Annotated in this window: 21 protein-coding genes; 18 read left to right on the top strand and 3 right to left on the bottom strand. The window is 44.7% G+C overall.

The window, feature by feature from the left end:
* Positions 1–37 precede the first annotated feature (37 nt).
* The 13 genes from tsaE (at position 38) to ALT761_RS18535 (ending at position 15253) form a co-directional block, all read left to right on the top strand.
* Positions 38–520: a tRNA (adenosine(37)-N6)-threonylcarbamoyltransferase complex ATPase subunit type 1 TsaE gene (gene tsaE / locus ALT761_RS18595; RefSeq protein ID WP_129740294.1), complete on the top strand. Its 483-nt coding sequence runs from the start codon at positions 38–40 to the stop codon at positions 518–520.
* 65 nt (positions 521–585) lie between these two features.
* On the top strand, positions 586–1965 hold the full coding sequence (locus ALT761_RS18590; RefSeq protein WP_129740293.1) for an N-acetylmuramoyl-L-alanine amidase: 1380 nt from the start codon (positions 586–588) through the stop codon (positions 1963–1965).
* Positions 1966–2000: 35 nt separating this feature from the next.
* A complete protein-coding gene (mutL, locus tag ALT761_RS18585; protein ID WP_129740292.1) occupies positions 2001–3770 on the top strand; it encodes a DNA mismatch repair endonuclease MutL in 1770 nt (589 codons plus the stop codon).
* Positions 3763–4722 (top strand): tRNA (adenosine(37)-N6)-dimethylallyltransferase MiaA, encoded by a 960-nt coding sequence (miaA, locus tag ALT761_RS18580; RefSeq protein ID WP_129740291.1) that lies wholly within the window; start codon positions 3763–3765, stop codon positions 4720–4722. Before mutL ends, miaA begins: the two co-directional genes overlap by 8 nt.
* Positions 4723–4796: 74 nt before the next feature.
* On the top strand, positions 4797–5048 hold the full coding sequence (gene hfq / locus ALT761_RS18575; protein WP_013786373.1) for an RNA chaperone Hfq: 252 nt from the start codon (positions 4797–4799) through the stop codon (positions 5046–5048).
* 17 nt (positions 5049–5065) lie between these two features.
* Positions 5066–6355, top strand: a complete 1290-nt coding sequence (hflX, locus tag ALT761_RS18570; RefSeq protein WP_126873300.1) for a ribosome rescue GTPase HflX — start codon at positions 5066–5068, stop codon at positions 6353–6355.
* A gap of 71 nt (positions 6356–6426) precedes the next feature.
* The gene (hflK, locus tag ALT761_RS18565) at positions 6427–7578 is read left to right on the top strand and encodes an FtsH protease activity modulator HflK (RefSeq protein WP_013786371.1); all 1152 of its coding nucleotides are present in this window, start codon (positions 6427–6429) and stop codon (positions 7576–7578) included.
* A 5-nt stretch (positions 7579–7583) separates the two neighbouring features.
* A complete protein-coding gene (gene hflC / locus ALT761_RS18560; RefSeq protein ID WP_013786370.1) occupies positions 7584–8465 on the top strand; it encodes a protease modulator HflC in 882 nt (293 codons plus the stop codon).
* A gap of 287 nt (positions 8466–8752) precedes the next feature.
* Positions 8753–10354 (top strand): AbgT family transporter, encoded by a 1602-nt coding sequence (locus ALT761_RS18555; RefSeq protein WP_013786369.1) that lies wholly within the window; start codon positions 8753–8755, stop codon positions 10352–10354.
* A 157-nt stretch (positions 10355–10511) separates the two neighbouring features.
* Positions 10512–11591: a ferrochelatase gene (hemH, locus tag ALT761_RS18550; RefSeq protein ID WP_129740290.1), complete on the top strand. Its 1080-nt coding sequence runs from the start codon at positions 10512–10514 to the stop codon at positions 11589–11591.
* A gap of 36 nt (positions 11592–11627) precedes the next feature.
* Positions 11628–12041 (top strand): DUF4112 domain-containing protein, encoded by a 414-nt coding sequence (locus ALT761_RS18545; RefSeq protein WP_129740289.1) that lies wholly within the window; start codon positions 11628–11630, stop codon positions 12039–12041.
* Positions 12042–12172: 131 nt separating this feature from the next.
* Positions 12173–13813, top strand: a complete 1641-nt coding sequence (locus ALT761_RS18540; protein WP_013786366.1) for an acetolactate synthase large subunit — start codon at positions 12173–12175, stop codon at positions 13811–13813.
* A gap of 9 nt (positions 13814–13822) precedes the next feature.
* Positions 13823–15253 (top strand): aldehyde dehydrogenase family protein, encoded by a 1431-nt coding sequence (locus ALT761_RS18535; RefSeq protein WP_129740288.1) that lies wholly within the window; start codon positions 13823–13825, stop codon positions 15251–15253.
* A gap of 75 nt (positions 15254–15328) precedes the next feature.
* Here the strand turns inward: ALT761_RS18535 and ALT761_RS18530 are convergent, their stop codons facing one another.
* Positions 15329–15688 (bottom strand): DUF2237 family protein, encoded by a 360-nt coding sequence (locus ALT761_RS18530; protein ID WP_041452628.1) that lies wholly within the window; start codon positions 15686–15688, stop codon positions 15329–15331.
* A 167-nt stretch (positions 15689–15855) separates the two neighbouring features.
* On the opposite strand from ALT761_RS18530, the gene ubiG reads away from it, so the two are divergent.
* The 5 genes from ubiG (at position 15856) to ALT761_RS18505 (ending at position 20305) form a co-directional block, all read left to right on the top strand.
* Positions 15856–16665 (top strand): bifunctional 2-polyprenyl-6-hydroxyphenol methylase/3-demethylubiquinol 3-O-methyltransferase UbiG, encoded by an 810-nt coding sequence (gene ubiG / locus ALT761_RS18525; protein ID WP_129740287.1) that lies wholly within the window; start codon positions 15856–15858, stop codon positions 16663–16665.
* A gap of 316 nt (positions 16666–16981) precedes the next feature.
* Positions 16982–17923 (top strand): esterase/lipase family protein, encoded by a 942-nt coding sequence (locus ALT761_RS18520; RefSeq protein WP_442858131.1) that lies wholly within the window; start codon positions 16982–16984, stop codon positions 17921–17923.
* Entirely contained in the window at positions 17923–18915 is a 993-nt protein-coding gene (locus tag ALT761_RS18515) for a lipase chaperone family protein (protein ID WP_129740286.1), read from the top strand. Before ALT761_RS18520 ends, ALT761_RS18515 begins: the two co-directional genes overlap by 1 nt.
* A gap of 113 nt (positions 18916–19028) precedes the next feature.
* The gene (locus tag ALT761_RS18510; RefSeq protein ID WP_129740285.1) at positions 19029–19646 is read left to right on the top strand and encodes a glutathione S-transferase family protein; all 618 of its coding nucleotides are present in this window, start codon (positions 19029–19031) and stop codon (positions 19644–19646) included.
* Positions 19646–20305 (top strand): glutathione S-transferase family protein, encoded by a 660-nt coding sequence (locus tag ALT761_RS18505; protein ID WP_129740284.1) that lies wholly within the window; start codon positions 19646–19648, stop codon positions 20303–20305. Before ALT761_RS18510 ends, ALT761_RS18505 begins: the two co-directional genes overlap by 1 nt.
* A 39-nt stretch (positions 20306–20344) precedes the next feature.
* Here the strand turns inward: ALT761_RS18505 and ALT761_RS18500 are convergent, their stop codons facing one another.
* The gene (locus tag ALT761_RS18500) at positions 20345–21295 is read right to left on the bottom strand and encodes a homocysteine S-methyltransferase family protein (protein WP_129740283.1); all 951 of its coding nucleotides are present in this window, start codon (positions 21293–21295) and stop codon (positions 20345–20347) included.
* A gap of 31 nt (positions 21296–21326) precedes the next feature.
* Positions 21327–22550 (bottom strand): ROK family transcriptional regulator, encoded by a 1224-nt coding sequence (locus ALT761_RS18495; RefSeq protein ID WP_129740282.1) that lies wholly within the window; start codon positions 22548–22550, stop codon positions 21327–21329.
* Between the last annotated feature and the right edge of the window lie 5 nt (positions 22551–22555).

The following is a 22555-nucleotide window of genomic DNA, read 5'->3' as shown; positions in this document are numbered from 1 at the left end:
TCAGCCTTTTAGTTTGAACATGTGGAACGTTAAAAAGATGTCTTACCCACACTCTTCATTTTTTGCTGCAACGCCTGAAGATACGTCATCAATGGCAAAGGATTTGGCGAATGCCGTAGCGGCTCAGCAGCCAATAGATGCCGTGATATTTTTAAACGGCGATTTGGGCGCAGGAAAGACCACCTTCAGCCGGTATTTCATTCAAGCATTAGGGCACGACGGAAATGTCAAAAGCCCTACCTATACCTTGGTGGAACCTTACGAATTAGAGAATGTCTCAATTTATCATTTTGACTTGTATCGTTTAGCCGACCCAGAAGAGCTTGAGTTCATGGGTATTCGAGATTATTTCGGCACAGGAAACATTACCCTTATAGAATGGTCAGAAAATGGCGCTGAATACTTGGCATCACCAGACATAGTGATTAGTATAAATATTGTGCCAACTGGTCGTCAGTTCAGTGTAGAAGCGACAAGCGTGAAAGGCGCAAAGATACTGCAAGGTTGTAAAACGCTATAAATAATGAGCTTTGATAAACAATAACGACTATAAGCTTGTAGCAACAAGCAAAATAAAGGCGAAGCATGGTACGTAAAATTCTATCGGTTATGTGCATTTGGGTTGTAGTACAAACTGTCCATGCTGCACAAAATCAAATTGATGGGTTAAGAATTTGGCCCTTACCAGACAACACGCGAATTGTACTCGATATGTCGTCTGCGCCTGAATTCACTTACTTCCCCCTTAAAAATCCACATCGCCTAGTTATCGATTTATCAAATACGAGTGATAGCAAGACCTTATCCCTACAGACTGATTCTGGCGATTTAGTGCGCAAGGTGCGCTACTCTACACCGAAAAATAAACAATCTGCGCGGGTGGTTATAGAATTAAATCGTGCAGCATCGCCGTCTTTATTTGCAATGACACCCACCAAATCTTACGGTCACAGGCTAGTTATTGATTTGAAAGACAGTGGTGCGCCAGCTGCGAGCCCAAGCAGTTCAAGTACTTCCGCATCTAACAAGTCACCGTCAAATGCTTCGACGTCTTCTGTCGTATTGGATGGTTCGAGTAGCCATAGAAACCGAGACATTATTGTTGCCATTGATGCGGGCCACGGTGGTGAAGATCCAGGTTCCATAGGGCCCGCCGGTACATATGAAAAGCACATTACATTAAGCATAGCCAAAAAACTTGAAGCCATGATTAATGGTGAGCGTGGTATGCGGGCCATAATGACTCGCAGCGGTGATTACTATGTATCGCCAAACAAGCGCCCAGAACTCGCTCGCAAGCAAAAAGCCGATTTATTAATATCTATTCACGCCGACGCATTTAGCCAACCACAACCTAAAGGGGGCTCTGTGTGGGTGCTGTCGATGCGCCGTGCCGATACAGAACTAGGTCGCTGGCTAGAAAAATCAGAACGTCACTCTGAATTACTTGGTGGTGCTGCGGAAGTGATCAGTGATAAATCGAACGAGCGTTATCTGGCGGAAACCATTCTTGGTTTATCGATGGATCACAGTATGGCCACCAGTCATGACTTAGGAAACAAAGTGATTGAGGAAATGAAGCAGGTGACTTCTTTGCATAAGCGTGCACCTCAAGCAGCCAGTTTTGCTGTACTCACAGCGCCAGATATTCCATCTATTTTGGTTGAAGTCGGGTTCATTTCAAACCCGCAAGAAGAGAAAAACCTTAACTGGGGTAAACACAGAGAAAAGCTGGCGAAAGCCATGTTTACCGCAGCAAAACGCTATTTTAAGCAAGTTCCCCCAGATGGTACATTATGGGCACTTGAACGTGCTGATAGTCGAACCCATACTGTAAGAAGTGGAGAGTCGCTTTCGCTCCTTGCTCAGCGCTACAATGTGAACGTTAGCCGCTTAAAAGCTGCCAATAATTTAAATAGTGATGTGGTCAGAATAGGGCAAGTACTTACTATTCCAAGATCCTGACATCGCGTTAATCAAATTCTACCTACGAGTTTCTTTTGTCTATACAATTATTATCGCCACAATTGGCCAACCAGATTGCCGCAGGGGAAGTGGTTGAACGCCCTGCGTCTGTGGTTAAAGAGTTACTAGAAAATAGCCTAGATGCAGGCGCCGATAAAATAGAAATAGATATTGAGAAAGGTGGCCATAAGCGCATTCGTTTAAAAGACAACGGCGGTGGCATTGCTAAAGACGAATTACAGCTTGCGTTAAGCCGTCACGCCACTAGTAAAATATCAACATTAGATGATTTAGAGCGAATCTTATCTTTAGGCTTTCGTGGGGAAGCGCTCGCGAGTATCAGTTCGGTTAGCCGTTTAACGCTAACCTCTAAAACCGAATCACAAAACGAAGCGTGGCAGGCCTACTGCGAAGGTCGGGAAATGGCCGTTAATATTCAGCCAGCTGCTCATCCCAAAGGAACCACCATTGATGTAGCTGACCTTTTTTACAATACGCCGGCAAGGCGCAAGTTTCTGCGCGCCGAAAAAACAGAGTTTCAACACATTGAAGATGTGGTGAAGCGCATAGCCCTTAGTTACCCCCATGCTAGTTTTATTCTGAAACATAACGGCAAGACGACTAAGCGCTATATTGCCGATAAACATGGCTCACTAGCCCCTCGTATTGCCGCTGTAGTAGGGCAAAAATTCATTGATAACGCTGTACATATCAATGTGGAATACGAAGGGATTACCATGAATGCGTGGCTAGGCAGCGAAGTAATGCTGCGCAGCAGTAACGATTGCCAGTTTAGCTTTGTAAATGGGCGCGGTATGCGCGATAAGTTAATTATGCACGCTATTAGGCAAGCTTACGAAAGTGTATGGGGCGTACTAGAGCAGCCTTCTTTTGTTGTTTATCTGACACTCGATCCCAAAGACGTGGACGTGAACGTACATCCGGCAAAGCACGAAGTTCGCTTTCAGCAAGGGCGCTTGGTACATGATTTTATTTGTAAGACAGTATGTGATGCATTGCACTCAATTACCAATGAGAGTGAAACTCAACACCACGGTGATGCTGAGCGCTTTGATGAACCAGTGAAATTTAATCCACCGCAGCAAAGTCATGACTATATACGTCCTTTAAGTCATTCTCCGGCCTCGTCATCGCAATCGGGTTTAGGTGCCTCAGGTGGCGCTTCTTTATCGGGTTTATCGGGGCATAGACAATCGAAAGCGCCAACCGCCGCTTATCAATCTAATTTTAATCGTTTGATGACGCCAAATAGCGACACGCTATCGTCAACAGAGCGTGAGCAAAGTCAGCATATTGCACTAAACTCATATTGTAGAATTTACGTACGCAATGAAAATGTTTACCTGCTGGATGTAAAATCTTTCGCGAACGTGTATTTACAAGATGTATTTGAAACGGCTGAACATTCACAACCTTTGCTAATGCCAGTGGCGCTTGAAGTTGCCCACGTAGAGCCTGAAAAAATTGAGGTGCTTAACGCGCTCAACTTTGAAATTAATCAAGTGGCTGGCAAGTACAGATTGCAGCAGGTACCCGCAGGAACAAGGCACTTCCCTTGGATACGTTGGTTTGAAAGGCTGTTAGAGAGTGACGTTGCAGATGATGATAAGCGCTATGAATTAGTTTTATCTGACGACCAAGATTTGGACGAAATATTATGCGCACAATTGTGGCACTGGTTGGATGAGAAAAACGACGTGAAACAATGGGAATGTATAGAGCGATTTGGTAAAGTGCGCTCGTTAGAAGGCCTGATTTCAACATGGGGAAATAACCATGGTTGATGGCATAAAATCTGCATCGTCTCAGCATGAGTCTCAATTACCTGTTATTTCCATAATGGGGCCGACGGCGTCAGGTAAGACGGGTTTGTCACTGTCGCTGGCTGAAAAAATGGACTGTGAAATTATCAGCGTCGATTCAGCTTTGGTCTACACTAATATGGATATAGGTACGGCGAAACCTACGGCTGCTGAGAAATCGTTAGTTCCTCATCATCTTATTGATATTATTGACCCAGCAGAAAGTTACTCTGTTTCACAGTTTTGTAACGATGCGGTTAGGCTTATAGAAGAGATTCATAGTCGAAATAGGGTACCAATATTGGCTGGGGGTACAATGATGTACTTTAATGCCTTGATAAATGGAATTTCGCCACTACCTAAGTCAGATGAAAAGATACGCAGCGAAATAGCCAGTGAAGCAGAAGCTTCCGGTTGGCAAAAATTGCACGACGAACTTTGCCGAGTGGATCCCATTAGTGGTGACAGAATTCACCCTAACGACCCTCAAAGATTAACCAGAGCTTTAGAAGTATTTCGTGGAACGGGCAAAACGCTAACAGACTGGCAAAACGAGAAAGGCAGTCCTTGCCCCTACGATATTAGCCAATTTGCTATTGCTCCAGAAGATAGAAGCGTCTTGCATGAGCGAATTGCTCAGCGATTTGACATGATGCTAGAAGATGGATTTGAACAAGAAGTTAGACGACTGTTTGAGCGGGGCGATCTTCACGAAGATTTACCGTCAATTCGTTCAGTTGGCTATAGGCAAATGTGGCAATACTTAGAGGGCCAATTGTCCTACGAGCAAATGCGCGGAAGGGGCATTATCGCTACTAGGCAACTTGCTAAGCGGCAGCTTACGTGGCTTAGGGGGTGGGAAAATCTCACTTGGCTAGACACATTTTGTAAAGATAATTTGACTAAAATTACAGCGAAAGTCACACTTGAATAAGTTGAGTGTGGTATACATTAGACGTGCAGTGGCCATGAGTAAGGGCCACTAATAATAAAAACTAAGGATATCAAATGGCTAAAGGGCAGTCTTTACAAGACCCATTCTTAAATGCATTACGCAAGGAGCGTATTCCAGTATCTATTTATCTGGTAAACGGCATTAAATTACAGGGACAAGTTGAATCATTTGATCAGTTCGTGATTCTACTTAAAAATACAGTAAGCCAAATGGTGTATAAGCACGCTATTTCCACCGTTGTTCCCGCTCGCGCTATTACTATGCCGAGTGCTACAGGAGAATCTGAAAATACTAAAGCTGAATAAATTAAAAGGTAACGCGCTTGTTTGACCGTTATGAAGCCGGTGAACAGGCTGTACTAGTTCATGTTAATTTTACTGATGAAAACAGCAAAGAAGATTTAGCCGAGCTCGAATTGCTTGTGTCTTCTGCGGGTGTAAACGCGGTAGAAGTTATCACAACTTCACGAAGTGCACCCCAAGCTAAATTCTTTGTGGGTTCGGGTAAAGCGGAAGAAATCGCAGCAGCAGTTAAAGCGCACGACGCTAATGTCGTCATCTTTAACCATAGTTTGTCGCCCTCGCAAGAGCGAAACTTAGAAGCGGTTTGTCAATGTAGAGTGCTAGATAGAACCGGGCTTATTCTCGATATATTTGCGCAAAGAGCAAGAACACATGAAGGTAAGCTTCAGGTTGAACTCGCTCAATTGCGTCACATCTCTACCCGCCTTATACGAGGTTGGACTCACTTAGAGCGCCAAAAAGGTGGAATAGGTTTACGTGGGCCGGGTGAAACTCAGCTTGAAACTGACCGCCGATTACTTCGTGGGCGCATAAAAGCTATTCTTCGTCGTTTAGAAAAAGTACAAAAGCAGCGCGAACAAGGACGTAGGTCTAGAAAGCGTGCTGAAATTCCCACAGTATCCTTAGTGGGCTATACCAATGCTGGTAAGTCTACCCTTTTCAATACTATTACCGATGCGCACGTATATGCGGCAGACCAATTGTTTGCTACGTTAGACCCTACGCTTAGAAAAATAGATTTGAAAGATGTAGGTCCTGCTATTTTAGCCGATACGGTAGGCTTTATTAGGCATCTCCCACACGACCTTGTGGCGGCATTTAAAGCCACGCTTCAGGAAACTCAAGAAGCAGATCTTTTGCTCCATGTGGTGGATATTGCAGACGCGAAATATCGTGAAACCATCGATGAAGTTAACGATGTGTTGGAAGAAATCGACGCTAATGAGATTCAACAATTACTAATATGTAATAAGATTGATAAACTAGATGACATAAAACCTCGTATTGAAAGAAACGAGGAAGGTGTTCCTACCCGTGTATGGCTATCAGCACAAACTGGCGAAGGCACCGAATTGCTTGGGCAAGCGTTAACAGAGTGCTTGAGTAAAAGTATGGTTAACTACACGCTTAAAATACCCCCAGCACAAAGTAGTCTGCGTGGTGTACTATTTGAATTAAATTGTATATCTAGTGAAGAATACGACAATCAAGGTGATTGGGTGGTAGATGTTCGAATGCCAATGGCAGATTGGAACAGACTTGAAAAGCGTTTAGAAAACGGAATATCAGAGTATGTTGTGCGACATTAACCGCTGCTAATTTTTAGCACGGCAATGCATGCGAATTTCAAAAATAAAACTGTAATCTATGGAGTATCAGCATGGCTTGGAATGAGCCGGGTGGCAATAATAACGACCCGTGGAAAAATCGCGGCGGACGTGATCAAGGTCCACCCGATTTAGATGATGTATTCAAGAACTTATTCGGTAAGTTCGGAAAATCTGGCGGCGGTAGCGGAGGCTCAGGTAAGAGCTTGGGCGGTATCGGTGCTGGTATTTTAATTGGCTTGGTAGTGATCATTTGGGCTGTAAGCGGTTTTTACACCATTCGTGAAGCTGAGCGAGGCGTAGTATTACGTTTCGGTGAGTACGCTAAGCAAGTTGAACCTGGATTACGTTGGGCACCAACGTTTATCGACAGAGTTATTCCTGTTGATGTGCAATCTATTCGCGACCAATCATCGTCAGGCTCTATGCTAACGGAAGACGAGAACGTGGTTAGCGTACAGATGGAAATGCAATTTCGCGTTGTAGATCCGTACCGCTGGACGTTTGCTGTTGAAAGCCCAGAAACGAGCTTAAGCCAGTCTTTAGACAGTGCAATTCGCTACGTGGTAGGTCATTCAACAATGGATGATGTGCTTACCGACGGTCGTGAAGTGGCTCGCCAACGTGTTTGGGAAGAGCTTCAAGCTATTATTGAACCGTACAACATGGGGGTGTCGATTATCGACATGAACTTCCGTGATGCACGCCCACCTGAGCAAGTGAAAGACGCATTTGATGATGCAATTTCAGCACAGGAAGATGAACAGCGTTTCATTCGAGAAGCCGAAGCCTACGCACGTGAGATTGAACCTCGTGCTCGTGGTCAAGTTAATCGTATGAACGAAGAAGCGCAGGCATATAAAGAGCGTGTAACGCTTGAAGCGCAGGGTGAAGTTGCTCGCTTTGAAGCGTTATTGCCTCAATACGAAAAAGCGCCTGTGGTAACACGGGAGCGTATTTACATAGAGACAATGGAAGAAGTATTGGGTAGTACCAGTAAAATCCTTGTGGATAGTAAAGGTGGCAACAACATGATGTATCTTCCTTTAGATAAGATCATGGAACGCCAGCAAGGCAGTTCAACGCCTCGTTCACGCAGCACCTTAGAAGGCTTACAAATGCCAGTGGCTGACGAAGGCCAAAACAGCCGTAATTCATCATCCACCTCTGGTGTGCGTGGTGACAGCTACAGAGAGGGGAGATAATCATGATGAAGAATTTAGCTATTGCAGTATTAGTACTTCTAGTGGTTCTTGCTTCGGGCTCTTTGTTCGTAGTAACGGAAGGCGAACGTGCCATTGTTATTCAATTTGGTAAGGTTCAACGAGATGATGCCACAGGCGATACAAAAGTATTCGAACCTGGTCTTCATTTCAAATTGCCATTCATTGACTCTGTGCGCCACCTAGACGCACGTGTACAAACATTGGATGACACGCCTGACCGTTTCGTTACCAGCGAAAAGAAAGACTTAATAGTTGATTCATACGTGAAGTGGCGCATTGATGACTTTGCCCGTTATTACCTTTCAACAGGTGGTAATAAGTTGCAAGCCGAAGCGCTATTGAAACAAAAAGTGAATAACGGATTACGTTCTGAATTTGGTACGCGTACTATTGCACAGATTGTATCTGGTGAGCGTTCAGCATTAATGAACCAAGCAATGGAGCAGGCTTCAACGTCTTCTGATGAGCTTGGTATCGAAATTGTTGATGTACGTGTTAAGCAAATCAACCTGCCTACGGAAGTGAGTAACTCAATCTTCCAACGTATGCGTGCTGAGCGTGCTGCAGTAGCAAGAGAACACCGTTCAGAAGGTCAAGAGCAAGCTGAAGTTATCCGCGCTGATATAGACGCAAAGGTAACGGTAATGCTTGCTGATGCTGAACGTAATGCTCGTCAGCTTAAAGGTGAAGGTGATGCCTTAGCAGCAGAAATCTATGCAGATGTTTATTCTAAAAATGCTGATTTTTACAGCTTCTTAAGAAGTATGGATGCATACAAAGCCAGCTTCAATAATAAGCAGGATGTGATGGTGATCGCGCCTGATAGCGACTTTTTCCGCTACATGAACGCATCTAAAGGTAATTAATACCTAACATCGTTTTTCTGTTAAAAAGCCAGTCTTTAGACTGGCTTTTTTGTGCCTGCTGTAAAGTGCGTAATTATCTGAAAGCTATACTTTTTACTGAATTTTTTCGGCGCTTTACAAAGGTTTTAAATTGTTCAATTTACCCACCTACTGCCAAAATTGCTCAAAATACGTTAAAATAAGCGCGAATTTATTATTATAAAACGCAGCATTATTGAACTACATGGCAGACATCACTGCAGCTTAGTGGGTAATGACTGGGTAATAAAAACGACAGAGGGAATGTTTTGATTCCGGAAAATACAAAAGATAAATCTGCCCAAAACCAGGGCGGACAGGGTGGTTTATTCTCCCGATTCCTCGCTACTGTGGAATTTCTTGGAAATTTACTGCCACACCCCGTGACTTTATTCGCGATGTTAGCCTGCTTTATCGTGGTGTTAAGTGGTATTCTTGGCTATTTCGATTTAGCGGTAGTTGACCCTCGCCCGGAAGGTGCAAAAGGTCGAGAAGCTGATGGCATGATTGAAGTTATCTCGTTAATGAGCGCGGAAGGCTTGCAGCGTATTGTTACTGGCCTAGTAACTAACTTTACCGGCTTTGCCCCACTTGGCACCGTATTAGTTGCATTACTTGGTGTATCAGTTGCTGAGCACTCAGGCTTGTTGTCAGCCACCATGCGCTCATTAGTAATGAATGCTTCAAAGCGTACGGTTACTTTTGCTGTCGTGTTTGCAGGTATTATTTCAAATACCGCCTCAGAGCTTGGGTATGTCGTGTTAATACCGCTTGCTGCTATGATATTTCATTCGTTAGGTCGCCACCCTCTTGCGGGTCTTGCAGCCGCCTTCGCCGGTGTATCCGCAGGTTACAGTGCTAACTTGTTACTTGGTACGGTAGACCCCTTGCTCTCAGGCATTACCGAAGCCGCTGCTCACATGATTGATCCTGATTACGTGGTAGGCCCAGAAGTTAACTGGTATTTCATGTTTATCAGTACCTTTGTGGTGGCCACTATGGGTGCTCTGGTGACCGAAAAAGTAGTAGAACCTCGACTCGGTAAGTTCGACGAATCAGAAGCTTCTGTAGATTTAAGTAAGCAATCAATGGATGCTCCTTCTGCTATTGAGAAGAAAGGACTTCGTTGGGCGGGTATCGCCTTTGTAGTGGTATGCGGTATTTTGGCGCTGACTATTGTGCCTGAAAACGGTATTCTGCGTCACCCTGAAACCGGCGCGGTAGCGGGTTCGCCTTTCTTAAAAGGCATAGTTGCCTTTATCTTTGTTTCTTTTGCTGTGCCTGGCTTTGTTTATGGTCGTGTTACAGGCTCGATGAAAAACGATCGTGATGTGATTGATGCAATGGCAAAAAGTATGGGCGCAATGGGGTTGTATATTACCCTAGTCTTTTTTGCTGCGCAGTTTGTGGCGTTCTTTAAATGGACTAATTTGGGCACAGTGTTAGCCGTTAAAGGCGCAGCGCTTCTTCAAGCGGCTGGTCTAGATGGCCCGTCAGTGTTTATTTTGTTCATCTTAATGTGTGGTGTGGTTAACTTATCGTTAGGTAGCGCCTCGGCGCAGTGGGCAGTAACTGCGCCTATTTTTGTGCCTATGCTGATGTTGATAGGCTATTCACCAGAGGTTATTCAGGCGGCGTATCGTATCGGAGATTCAGTAACGAATGTTATTGCGCCAATGATGAGCTACTTCGGTCTTATCTTAGCCATGGCAGCAAGGTATAAAAAAGATCTCGGTATGGGCACCTTAATTGCGATGATGCTGCCTTATTCCATGGTGTTTATCGTGGGTTGGACCATATTGTTTTATCTGTGGGTCTTTGTATTGGGTATGCCTGTAGGGCCGGGTGCAGCCACCTACTATCAGCCTTAACTGGTTGAAAATATTAAGACTAAAAAGGTGGCTAAGGCCACCTTTTTTAATCGCTAAATTTAATTGCATCAATCGTGCTAAATTTGTGGTCTATTCGCCCAAAATTGCCGTAAATTCAGTATACTAGTTATAGTGTTTTTTTAGCGCGGAATAATTGATGAAGTTCAAAAGCAATCAGGGTTTTACTCACAGTCAATCAGACAAAATAGGCGTGTTGGTTACTAATTTAGGTACACCAGAAAGCCCAACTGCGGCGGCCCTGCGCCCCTATCTAAAAGAGTTTCTTTCAGACCCGCGGGTAGTAGAGATCCCTCGTGCGCTTTGGTGGTTTATTTTAAACCTCATCATATTAAATACTCGCCCTAAGCGTTCAGCTGAAGCTTATAAAACTGTTTGGACGGAAGAAGGTTCACCGTTGCTAACGATTACCAAATCGCAAGCAAAGGCAATAGAGGCGCGCTGCAAAGCAGAATATGGCGATGATGTCGTTGTCGATTTTGCAATGCGTTACGGTAACCCTGCTATTAGTGACACTATTGAACGCATGTTGTCGCAGGGCGTAAGAAAGTTAGTAGTCTTGCCTTTGTACCCTCAGTATAGCGCCTCTACTACGGCGTCTACTTTTGATGCTATTGCTAAAGACTTTACTAAACGCCGCTGGTTACCAGAACTACGTTTTGTGAATCATTACAACGACAGGCCTGATTACATTAAAGCTCTGGCAAATAAAGTACGTGCATACTGGGAAGAACACGGTAAAGCGGATAAGCTTATTCTTTCTTACCACGGTATTCCAAAGCGCTACTTATTAAATGGCGACCCCTATCACTGCGAATGCCATAAAACATCGCGCTTGTTGGCCGAAGAACTTGGGCTAACTCATGAGCAGTACATGACCACCTTCCAGTCTCGTTTTGGTAAAGCTGAGTGGTTAAAACCCTATACTGACGAAACGATGAAGTCGTTGCCTGGCAATGGGGTGAAGTCGATACAAGTGATGTGCCCCGGTTTTTCTGCAGACTGCTTGGAAACTATCGAAGAAATTGGCGAAGAAAATCGTGAATACTTCATGGAAGCGGGTGGTGAAAAGTACGAATATATTCCAGCATTAAACAGCGACGAAGCACATATTGATATGTTGTTCGATTTGGTAAAAGAAAATCTACATGGTTGGACTGTGAATAAAGATACTGCATTACGAGCTGGCTTAGCTCGCGCGTTAGGCGCTGACAAATAGCCAGTAAATGTTATTACGTTAATAAGGTAGCTAAGCATGGATAGTAAAGCCCCAAAGGCACTGTTAAAAGCACAAAAGTTAGCAAATTTACTTGATACGGCTGTTAAGTTACCGATTATTCCTATTCGGATAGGCCTCGACTCTATCGTTGGCCTTATTCCAGGCGCGGGTGATGCACTAATGCTGCTCGTTTCTTTACGTATTGTGTGGTTGGGGAAGTCATTGGGAATGCCTAGTGCATTGGTTGCGCAAATGGTAAAGAATTCCGCTATCGATTTTGGTCTAGGCTTTGTCCCCTTCATTGGCGATATTGTTGATGTATTTTATAAAGCGAATCAAAAGAACGTGCGCTTAATGGAAAAGTGGTGGATAAGCGAAAATAAAGCCGGCGTAGATGCCCAAACTCAGAAAAAGTTAACGGAATGGGAAAAGAAACTAGACCAGCAATAAGCGCCAATAGGTAGGTGTTGTTGAATAGTTTCACAAAACCACATTAATCGTTATCTATACTCTTTGCGTAGCAACCTTTACTAATACGCGTTTGCCGCGTGAATACTAACGTAAAATGGAGTGTAGGATTAATGAAAGCGTCTGACCTTTTCGTAAAAGCGTTGGAGGCTGAAGGTGTAGAATACATCTTTGGCATTCCTGGCGAAGAAAACCTCGACTTGCTTGAGTCGTTAAGAACCTCCTCAATTAAACTTGTACTTACCCGCCATGAACAAGGTGCGGGTTTTATGGCAGCCACTTACGGAAGACTAACCGGTAAAGTTGGCGTGTGCCTATCTACCCTTGGCCCAGGTGCGACCAATCTAGTTACCCCTGCTGCGTATGCGCAACTTGGGGCTATGCCCATGTTAATGATCACAGGGCAAAAGCCCATTAAAACCAGCAAACAAGGCCGATTTCAGGTTATCGATATTGTCGATATGATGCGCCCCATCACTAAATTTACCACGCAAGTGGTCAGCGGCGATCGTATTCCCTCAGTCGTTCGCGAAGCATTTCGGTTAGCATCGGAAGAGCGCCCAGGCGCTGTTCATATAGAGCTTCCTGAAGATATTGCTGATGAGCACACCTCAGTACCCTTATTAACACCAAGTACGTCAAGACGGCCTATTGCAGAATACAAAGCGATTTCATCAGCCATTTCAATGATTGAAGAGGCCACCTCTCCGTTATTGCTAATTGGCGCGGGAGCAAATAGAAAACTAACCGCAAAAATGTTGCGGGAATTTGTTGATAAAACCTGCATACCCTTTGTGACCACACAGATGGGTAAAGGGGTGCTGAACGAAAGCGACCCAAGGTTTGCGGGGAATACTGCTTTATCAGATAACGACTTTGTTCATAGAGCGATAGAAAGAGCCGACCTTATTATTAATGTTGGGCATGACGTGGTGGAAAAGCCCCCTTTCTTTATGCATGACAATGGCAAAAAAGTCATTCACATGAACTTTGAGTCAGCTGCTGTCGACCCCGTGTACTTTCCACAACTTGAGGTAGTAGGAGACATTGCCAATAGTATTTGGCAAATAAAAGAAGGCATTACGCCGCAAGAGGGTTGGAAACTCGATTTCTATAAGGACGTACACGATGCCTATGAAAAACACAGAGCGGAAGCGGAAAACGACAACCGATTCCCGATATTACCAGAACGATTTGTGCGCGATATTCGAAAAGTTATGCCAGATGATGGCATAGTCACCTTAGATAACGGTGTATATAAAATTTGGTTTGCGCGAAATTATCCCGCTTATCATCCTAATACCTTGCTGCTAGACAATGCGCTGGCGTCAATGGGTGCAGGTTTACCCTCGGCAATAGCTGCAAAACTAGTGAAGCCGGATGTGCCGGTAATGAGTGTGTGCGGAGACGGCGGTTTCATGATGAACAGTCAAGAGATTGAAACGGCGGTTCGTCTCAAACTTGACCTTATTGTGATCATACTGCGTGACGATGCGTATGGAATGATTAAATGGAAACAAGCCAATATGCAATTTGACGAGTTCGGTTTGGATTACGGTAATCCAGATTTTGTGAAGTACGCAAAAAGCTACGGTGCCCATGGTTGGCGCGTAGACAGTACCGAGTTGCTAATCCCTATGGTAGAAAGTTGTTTAAATACGCCTGGCGTTCACGTTATCGACTGCCCCGTAGACTACAGCATGAATGACGAAACACTTAACCATACGATTGCCGAACTAAGCGCAAAATTATAAGGAGTGAACATGTTAAAAGACAGCTATCCCTATTACCTTGCAAGCGAACCTTGTTTTGCTAATACCGATTTAGACGTTACCAATAAATACACGGGTGAAGTGGCCACAAAAGTGGCGTTAGCCGATGCACAAGTGATTGATAAAGCTATAGCCGCTGCTGAAAAGGCACAACCTGCAATGACAGCGCTCGCACCTTACGAGCGCCAAGCAATATTAGAGTATTGCGTTAAGCGCTTTACAGAGCGTGCAGATGAATTAGGTAAGGCGTTGTGTATTGAGGCGGGTAAGCCTATTAAGGACGCTAAAGGCGAAGTAGGCCGGTTAATTGATACGTTTAAAATTGCGGCAGAAGAATCGGTAAGAATTAATGGTGAAGTGGTTAATTTAGAAATTTCTGCCCGCGCCAAAGGATACCAAGGTATGACGAAAAAAGTGCCTATTGGCCCTTGTTCGTTTATCTCACCGTTTAACTTCCCGCTGAACCTAGCTGCGCACAAAGTGGCACCGGCTATTGCCGCGGGTTGCACGTTTGTACTTAAGCCTGCTTCTCGCACGCCTATTGGTGCGTTGATTATTGGTGAAGTGTTAGCAGAATGCGAGCTAATGCCAAAAGGCGCATTTTCAATTCTTCCTTGTAGCCGCGATGGCGCCGATTTATTTACCACCGATGAGCGATTGAAGCTACTAAGCTTTACTGGCTCGCCTGATGTGGGCTGGGCGTTAAAAGCGAAAGCTGGCAAAAAACCTGTGGTGTTGGAACTTGGTGGTAACGCCGCTTGTATAGTAGATGAAGACGCTGACATTAGTGACGCTATCGACCGAATTATCGTTGGGGCCTACTACCAATCAGGGCAAAGCTGCATTTCTGTGCAGCGCTTATTAGTGCATTCTGCTATTTACGATGAATTTAAGTCTCGCTATGTAGAACGAGTTGAAGCATTAGTGTCTGGCGATCCTAGCGATGAAGATACTTTCATTGGCCCCATGATTTCAGAAGGTGAGGCCAAGCGTTTGGAAGGTTGGATTAAAGATGCCAAAGAGGCTGGCGCAAGTGTGCTATGCGGCGGCGAAAGAGACGGTGCCATGTTGCAAGCGACGGTAATGGAAAACGTATCAAAAGATTGTGATGCAAGTGCTGAGGAAGCATTTGGGCCGCTATCTATATTACAGCCGTTCGACGATTACGACAGTGCATTAGAGGAAGTGAATAACAGTCGTTATGGGCTGCAAGCCGGTATCTTCACTCGTGATATCTATAAAGCACATAAAGCATGGGATGTGCTTGAAGTAGGTGGTGTAGTCATCGGCGACGTTCCTAGCTGGCGTGTAGATAACATGCCCTATGGCGGCGTAAAAGATTCAGGGCTTGGCCGTGAAGGCATTCGTTATGCCATAGAAGACATGACTGAAACACGACTTATGGTTATTCGAACGCCTTAGGGCTTAAAACGACCTAGCGTTCAAATAGACTAGACAGTTCAAAGGCGGGTACTTCCAATGGAAGTCACCCGTTTTTTATTCTGCAGCAAAAGCTTCAAGGGTGGCCAGAGGGATAATATCTAGCGCCCGTTCATGAGTCGCTTCTAATCGCACTTTGGGAGCAACGCCTGCTTCATAAGCTTGCAACCATCTGGCGGCACATAAGCACCACCTGTCGCCCGCCAGTAAGCCAGCAAAGTCCATACTAGGCCAAGGTGTAATCAAGTCGTTGCCTTGACGTAATGAAAATTGTAGAAATTCATCGGTAACTACCGCACACACACTGTGGTTTCCTACATCTGCATCGGGCACGTAGCAAAAGCCTTCCCGGGTGTAACCTGTGTTACCACAACATAGTTGTAGTGGTCTTCCATAGACATTTTTAGCATTGGCCAAAACGAATACCTCTTTTTGCGCGTATAAGCATTGATTGTATACCTATTATTCATAAAACTCAGGCATCTGTTAGCCGTGGGCAGCACAATACCCCATAGGGTTTTCTTACGGGAAGCTAGCGTAGATAGATTTGAATGACTTACCTTTTTATAAACTGGTGTTAGTGCATGTTAGATAAAAGCCAAAAATCAGCGCCCATTAATTTTTCAAAACAGGAAATCGACCGCTTTGATGCGCTGGCTGAAAGCTGGTGGGATCCCAATGGAAATTATAAAACGGCATTAGATTTCAATCGTGCACGGTTATCTGTCATTGAATCTCAAATAACCAGCCACTTTATGAAAAGCGAGCAAGCGCAGCGCGTTGTTCAAAAGGCGTCTAAAACAAACTTCCAAACGAACCCTATGGATAAAACCAAGCCGTTCTCTGGGCTCTCAATCGTAGATATTGGTTGCGGGGGAGGACTAATCAGTGAACCGCTGGCGTTGAAGGGGGCGGATGTTACCGGCATAGATGCAAGTGCTATGAGTATTGAAGTAGCAAAGCGGCATGCAAAGCAAAGCAATGTGGAAGTGAACTACATGCATGGGCTTTCGTCCGATTTAGTAAGCCAAGAGCGTCAATTTGATATAGTGATTAATGCGGAAGTCGTTGAACATGTACCTGATCAAGCGCAGCTAATAAAAGAGTGTGCAAGCTTAGTGAAGCCCGGCGGCTTATTAGTGCTTGCCACGTTAAATCGAACCATTAAAAGTTATATTATTGCGATTGTAGGCGCTGAATATGTCATGCGATATTTACCTGTCGGTACTCACGACTGGCAAAAATTTGTTAAACCCACTGAACTCAACCAATGGGTAGGTGAAGGGTTTACGCTTAATCATGAGACCGGCATGGCATTAAATCCATTCACTAAAGTATGGAAGCTTACTCCCAGCCTAAGCGTCAATTACCTACAGGTTTACCATCGGAAGTAATTAAGCCTAATAGCTGGCGCATATGACTCTCGATTGCATAGGGCGGTTAACATTTTCCCTAGCTATAACCTCTCCCTATTCTCTTTATTCGTTTATTAAATAGTATAAAGGCTTATACCCTATTTTCAGGGTAGCCTTCTGAATATAAAGCGTTTTACGTTTTTCTTTTCTTAATAACCCTGACTATGTGTAAAGCCTCTAAGTAATTGCATAGGGCGTCGTTCTCTTATTTATCTTGTTATTTACATTAAATTAACATAAAAATAACTCAGGTCTGGCCTCAGACCACTAATGTTTATAATTCAGGGAACATGCAATGAAACTAAGAACGAAAATAACAACGCTCATGCTGTTTTTGCTTGTCGCAGTATTGCCAGCTCAATCTTGGGCAGGCAATACTGCTAAAACACAATATCCTATTGTACTGGTTCACGGTCTCTTCGGTTTTGATGACATCCTGTTTGTAGATTACTTTTACAAGGTGCCTCAAAAACTATCTCGAAACGGCGCAGTAGTTTATATCGCAGAAGTGTCTCCTTCTAACTCTACTGAAGTGAGAGGAGAGCAGTTACTTAACTATATTGATGACGTACTTGCACTTTCTGGAGCCCAGAAGGTTAACCTAATTGGCCATAGCCATGGGGGCCCAACAGCAAGGTATGCCGCGAGCGTAGCGCCAAGTAAAGTGGCGTCAGTTACATCGGTAGCTGGTGTGAACTGGGGAAGCGCTGTGGCAGATGTATTGAAAAGTGGGCTTACGGAAGGGTCTGTACAAGAAGGAACTGTGGGGTTGATCACCGACGCTTTTGCTAATCTTATCGAACTTGCTTCAGGCTCAGACCCTCGAGATAAACCTACCGACTCTGTGGCTGCGCTAACCTCGCTATCAACTTCTGGTTCAATTGCGTTCAACGCACGCTACCCCGAAGGCATGCCCTCGGCCTACTGCCGCAATGACGGCAAACAGTTAGGTGAGAATGGTGTGTACTATTATTCTTGGAGTGGTGGTAGAACTTACACAAATGCGCTGGACGTGGTCGACCCTTTTCTTGCCATCACTGGAATAGCATTTGGTGAAACCAATGATGGGCTGGTGTCTTCTTGTAGCTCTCATTTAGGTAAAGTGCTTAAAGATAACTACAAGATGAATCACCTTGATGAAGTTAACCAAAGCTTTGGCATCACCCATTGGTTTGAAACCAATCCAGTGGATGTATTTATTGACCAAGCCAACCGTCTGAAAAACCAAGGCTTATAATGAACCGGCGGGTATTAATAGGAGGGGGCGTCGCCCTCTTTCTTGTAGCTGTATTTACAATAAGCAAGCGTCACCACATTGATGATGAGGTACGTGAAAATCGTCAAGCCAGAACGTTGGCATTACCTAGCCAAGATTCGGCAGCAATAGAAATTAAAGAATCGATTCAGCCAGTCAAAAGTGTAGGCTCTGACCTACCAATTTTCACCTTATATTTTGGCGTAAAGGACAATTTCGATCGCTTTATATTTACTAATAAGGGCGCTTCAGATAACGAAGTTACTGCAAGGTTTAGTGTGAATGCTTCAGACATGTATGAGGCTAGATCGGCTATGTACGCCGCTGATGTATTCACGCGATATGTTGAATATAAAGTAGCATTGGCAAATACCGATGCTGAAATTGACAAGGTGCTCACCGTATCAAACGAGAGCACCGTCACCGACATCACTTATACTGGTATTTCGTTAAGTGACGTTGAACAAAAGCTAGCAACAAGAGATACGCTGCGTCTTAGTTACTTTTCTCAAGAAGAGTATGAGTACTTGTTTTCTGCCGATGCGGCCATTGACGCAAGGGCTCTTGCTCGCCTTGCTATTGCTCAAGATCGTGAGCTCTCAAGAGAACAAAAACGAAATGAGATATTTGGTCAGTTAAATGCACTAGATGAACATGAAAAAGCGGCGTTTCAACCTACCTTAAACATGGAAAAAATTAACCAAATTAAGCAAAGGTATGCAGATTCAGAGTCTCGTTACCAGGCTATTGCCGCTGAATTCGGCCATCATGCCGCCGAGCGTTTTTCGGCTTTATGGGAGGCGCGGGCACTATGGCAACAACGTATAGATGCCTACCGCAAATACCAGCAACATATAAGCGCTAGTGGGATGAAAGAGGATGCACGGCAAGATGCCTTGTCAACGTACAGGCACACTCACTTCTCGAGTACCGAACAAAAGCGGCTGCGTGTGTTAGTCGATACAAATTCGTGAACAGGTATAACCATTCAACCTTTTAATAGTTGTACCCCAATGGAATATGATTTGAACCCACGCGCAAGCAGCACTAGTCTGGCTGTTAACATTCCAACAATACAATATTGCCTATGAAAATTTACGAGACCAAAACAGCGCCTAATCCTCGACGTGTTCGCATGTTCCTTGCTGAAAAAGGGATAGATGAGTCACAAGTAGAGTATGTACAAGTAGATATTCAAAAGGGTGAAAATTTAAGCGCTGAAATGCGTGCGAAAAACCCACTAGGTAAAATTCCTATTTTAGAGTTGGACGACGGTACCTGCATTGCTGAAACCGACGCGATTTGTACTTACTTTGAAGCCATTCATCCTGAACCTTCCTTGTTAGGCTCTACGCCTATTGAAAGAGCCACCATCTCGATGTGGCAGCGGCAAGTTGAAATGGCGCTAATGTTACAAGTAGGCATGTGCTTTCAACACACCACAGGTTACTTCAAAGACAGAATGGTACCTGTGCCAGAATACGGCAAAGAAGCCGGTATCAATGCTTCGAAGTACTTTAATATTCTCGAACGCCGACTCGAACTAAACGAGTTTATAGCGGGAGACACCTTTTCTATTGCAGATATTACAGCGCTATGTGCCATCGATTTTGCACGGGTGGTCGATATTCGAATTAAAGATGAACAAACGAATCTTCAGCGTTGGTACGACAATGTTAGCAGCAGAGCGAGTGCAAAAGCCTAATGATTGATTTATACACCGCAGCAACACCCAATGGCTGGAAAGCCTCAGTAGCACTAGAAGAAATGGAACTCGACTATACCGTGCACGGGGTAAACTTAATGAAAGGCGAGCAAAAAAACGCTGAGTTCCTCGCCATGAACCCAAATGGCAGGATTCCCGTTATTGTGGACAAAAGCGAAGGCGACCATGTGGTTTTCGAATCTGGCGCCATCATGCTTTATTTAGCTGAAAAGACAGGTAAGTTTTTACCAACAGATGCCAAAGGCCGAAGCCAAGTAATGCAATGGGTTATGTTTCAAATGGGCGGGATTGGGCCAATGATGGGACAGGCGAATGTGTTCCATCGCTATTTAGAAGAGAAAATTCCCATTGCTATCGACCGCTATCAAAATGAAGTACGCCGATTGTTTACAGTGCTAGATGGGCGACTAGAAGACAACGAATATTTAGCCGGTGATTACAGTATTGCCGATATGGCGAACTGGTGCTGGGTTCGAACCTACGAATGGTCGGGCGTGAGCATTGAAGGGCTAGATAACTTAACTCGCTGGAAAAACAGTATCGAGGCACGCCCTGCGGCGCGCCGTGGTGTTGAAGTGCCCAATAAAATCGATAAGGAAGCGTTAATAAAAGGCGCTAAAAACGTGGTCACGCGTTAGTCGCTGGTAGGGGCAAAATAGCAGGTGGTTGATTGCAAATCAGTCTGCTATTTTTGAATGGTTAGCTAACCCTTGCGCCAAGGCTTTTATATGGTCAGGGCCTATGCCGCAACATCCACCTACAATTGTAGCGCCAGCGTTCACCCACGTTTGTGCGTACGCTAGGTATTTCTCAGGGGTGACATCTTCACGCAACGTAGACAGCATTTCGTTAGCATCATGCTTTCTAACATGCTCTGAAAAGCTATTGGCATAAACACCGATGTTCATATCGGTATTATGCAAGTGTGTGAACGTAATGGCTGCTTCCATTTCTTCAGGCTGGGAGCAGTTAAACAACACGGCATCCAAGTTGTCTAGTGTGGGCAGTATAGCATTCAGTGACTCACCAGAGCGTAAGGTCACTGGGTTTGAAAAGTCGTGACGATTACTGAGCGAGTAAGAAAGCCAAATTGGTTTAGATGAGTGTGCTTTTATTAAAGAGGTTACCGCGTTGGCTTCTTCTACCGAAGAAACGGTTTCTACAAGCCAAAAATCGACGTAGGGCGCTTGTGCTTCAATCAAAGGCAGTAAAATAGAAGAGAGTTGCTCGGCACAGAATAGCTCAGGTTTGTAAGAGCCAAAAGCAGGAGGAATGCAGCCCGCAACTGAAATGTCATTCTTTTTAGCCACAGTATTGGCAATACTGGCCGCGCGCTCGGCAAGTGAAAATGCTTGCTCATCAAACTGTTTTTGCCCTATATGAAAAGGCACTAACGCGTAAGTGTTGGTGGTAATAATTTTTGCACCCGCATCCACGAAGTTTTGATGCACTTGGGCTACTAAATCGGGCGCTTCCATTAAAGACAAAGCAGACCATTCAGGTTGCCGGAAGGGAGCCCCAACTCGTTCTAATTCTCTGCCTAACCCACCATCAAGAATTACAACGTTTGACGATGCGGTAGTTGATGAAGCGCTAGCGGTCTTGCCTGTGAGTGTAGTTGTAACCACGTTACCCCTGCTTTTATTTAACATATATAAACTAATAGTAGTTCGCGATAAGTGACAAATTAGCGCTGCCGATAGACTGCGCTTTACTCCCTACGTTACCGGCACTAATACTACCTTGAGTAATGCCCCGAAGATCAGCATCTTTTAACGCGTTTTGCACGCAGGTAACCAATTCATGTTTTATATTCTGCGGCATGGCACCGTCGATGATAATGCCATCGAGGTCGAGCATGCTAAATGCGCAGTGTGTGGCAAAGGCAATCCCCTGGGCGGCCTGTTCCATCCACACTTGAACGATGCGCATAAATTCTGAATTAGTTTTTAAGCCAGACCAGTGTTCAGGAGCTTCATACAATTTATTACCATCAAGCCCCGCATCATTCAGCTGCTTTTCTAGCAAGTATAGTGATGATTGGGTGATGAGTTGTTGCTGTTGGTTATGGGCGTTAGACAAGAAAGGCAAGGAACCAATTGCACCGGCATTACCCGATTTTCCTGTAAATAGCTGATTGTTAATAACCAAGCCACCGCCAAGAAAAGTGCCAACAAAAACATAGAGGAAGTGGTTAAATCGATGTGGATTACCAAAGGCCATTTCTGCACTGCACGCCGCCGTCGCATCGTTACTCACATAGATGGGTAAGTCTAGTAGTTCAAATAGCGCAGTCTGAATATCAAGGTTTTTCCATGCTTCTAACGCAGCAGCAGGGGCCCCAGCTTCTTCTACCCAATTCCAAATTTCAAACGGCATGGCGATGCCTAGTCCGCGAATACGAGTGCGTTGCTCGTTACTGAGTTGTTGTGTTAGTACAGACACACCGCGCTGAGTAAATGACAATAAATGATCAACGGTGGGGTAGGCTACTTTTTCGTGAAGCGAAGCTTTCACATTGCCAGCCAAATCTAGCAAGGTCATATCAAAACTGCGGCGGCCAATTTTTAAGCCTAACCCAAATGCACCATCTGCATTCAAGCCAAAAGGAACTTTAGGCTGCCCCACACCACCGCGAACTGGCGGCAGTCGCTTAACAAGGGCTTCGGACTCTAGTTTCTTAATAATGACCGTGGCCGACTGTGCAGATAAACCCGTACGTTGAGCAATATCTGCTTTCGGAATAGCGCCATCATGACGAATCAGGGTGAGGATATCCCGTTCATTTTGAGTACGGTTATCTAGTAAGGCAGTTGCACCGTGGTGCGAGTCTATTTCTGATGCGCTCTGTGATGAAACCGAGTGCTCGTGGGATTTTGTCATTTACA

The sequence above is a fragment of the Alteromonas sp. 76-1 genome (assembly GCF_900654235.1).
Taxonomy (GTDB): Bacteria; Pseudomonadota; Gammaproteobacteria; order Enterobacterales; family Alteromonadaceae; genus Alteromonas; species Alteromonas naphthalenivorans.
The sequence above is the reverse complement of the archived record's forward strand: the minus strand, read 5'-3'. Positions and strand labels throughout refer to the sequence as shown.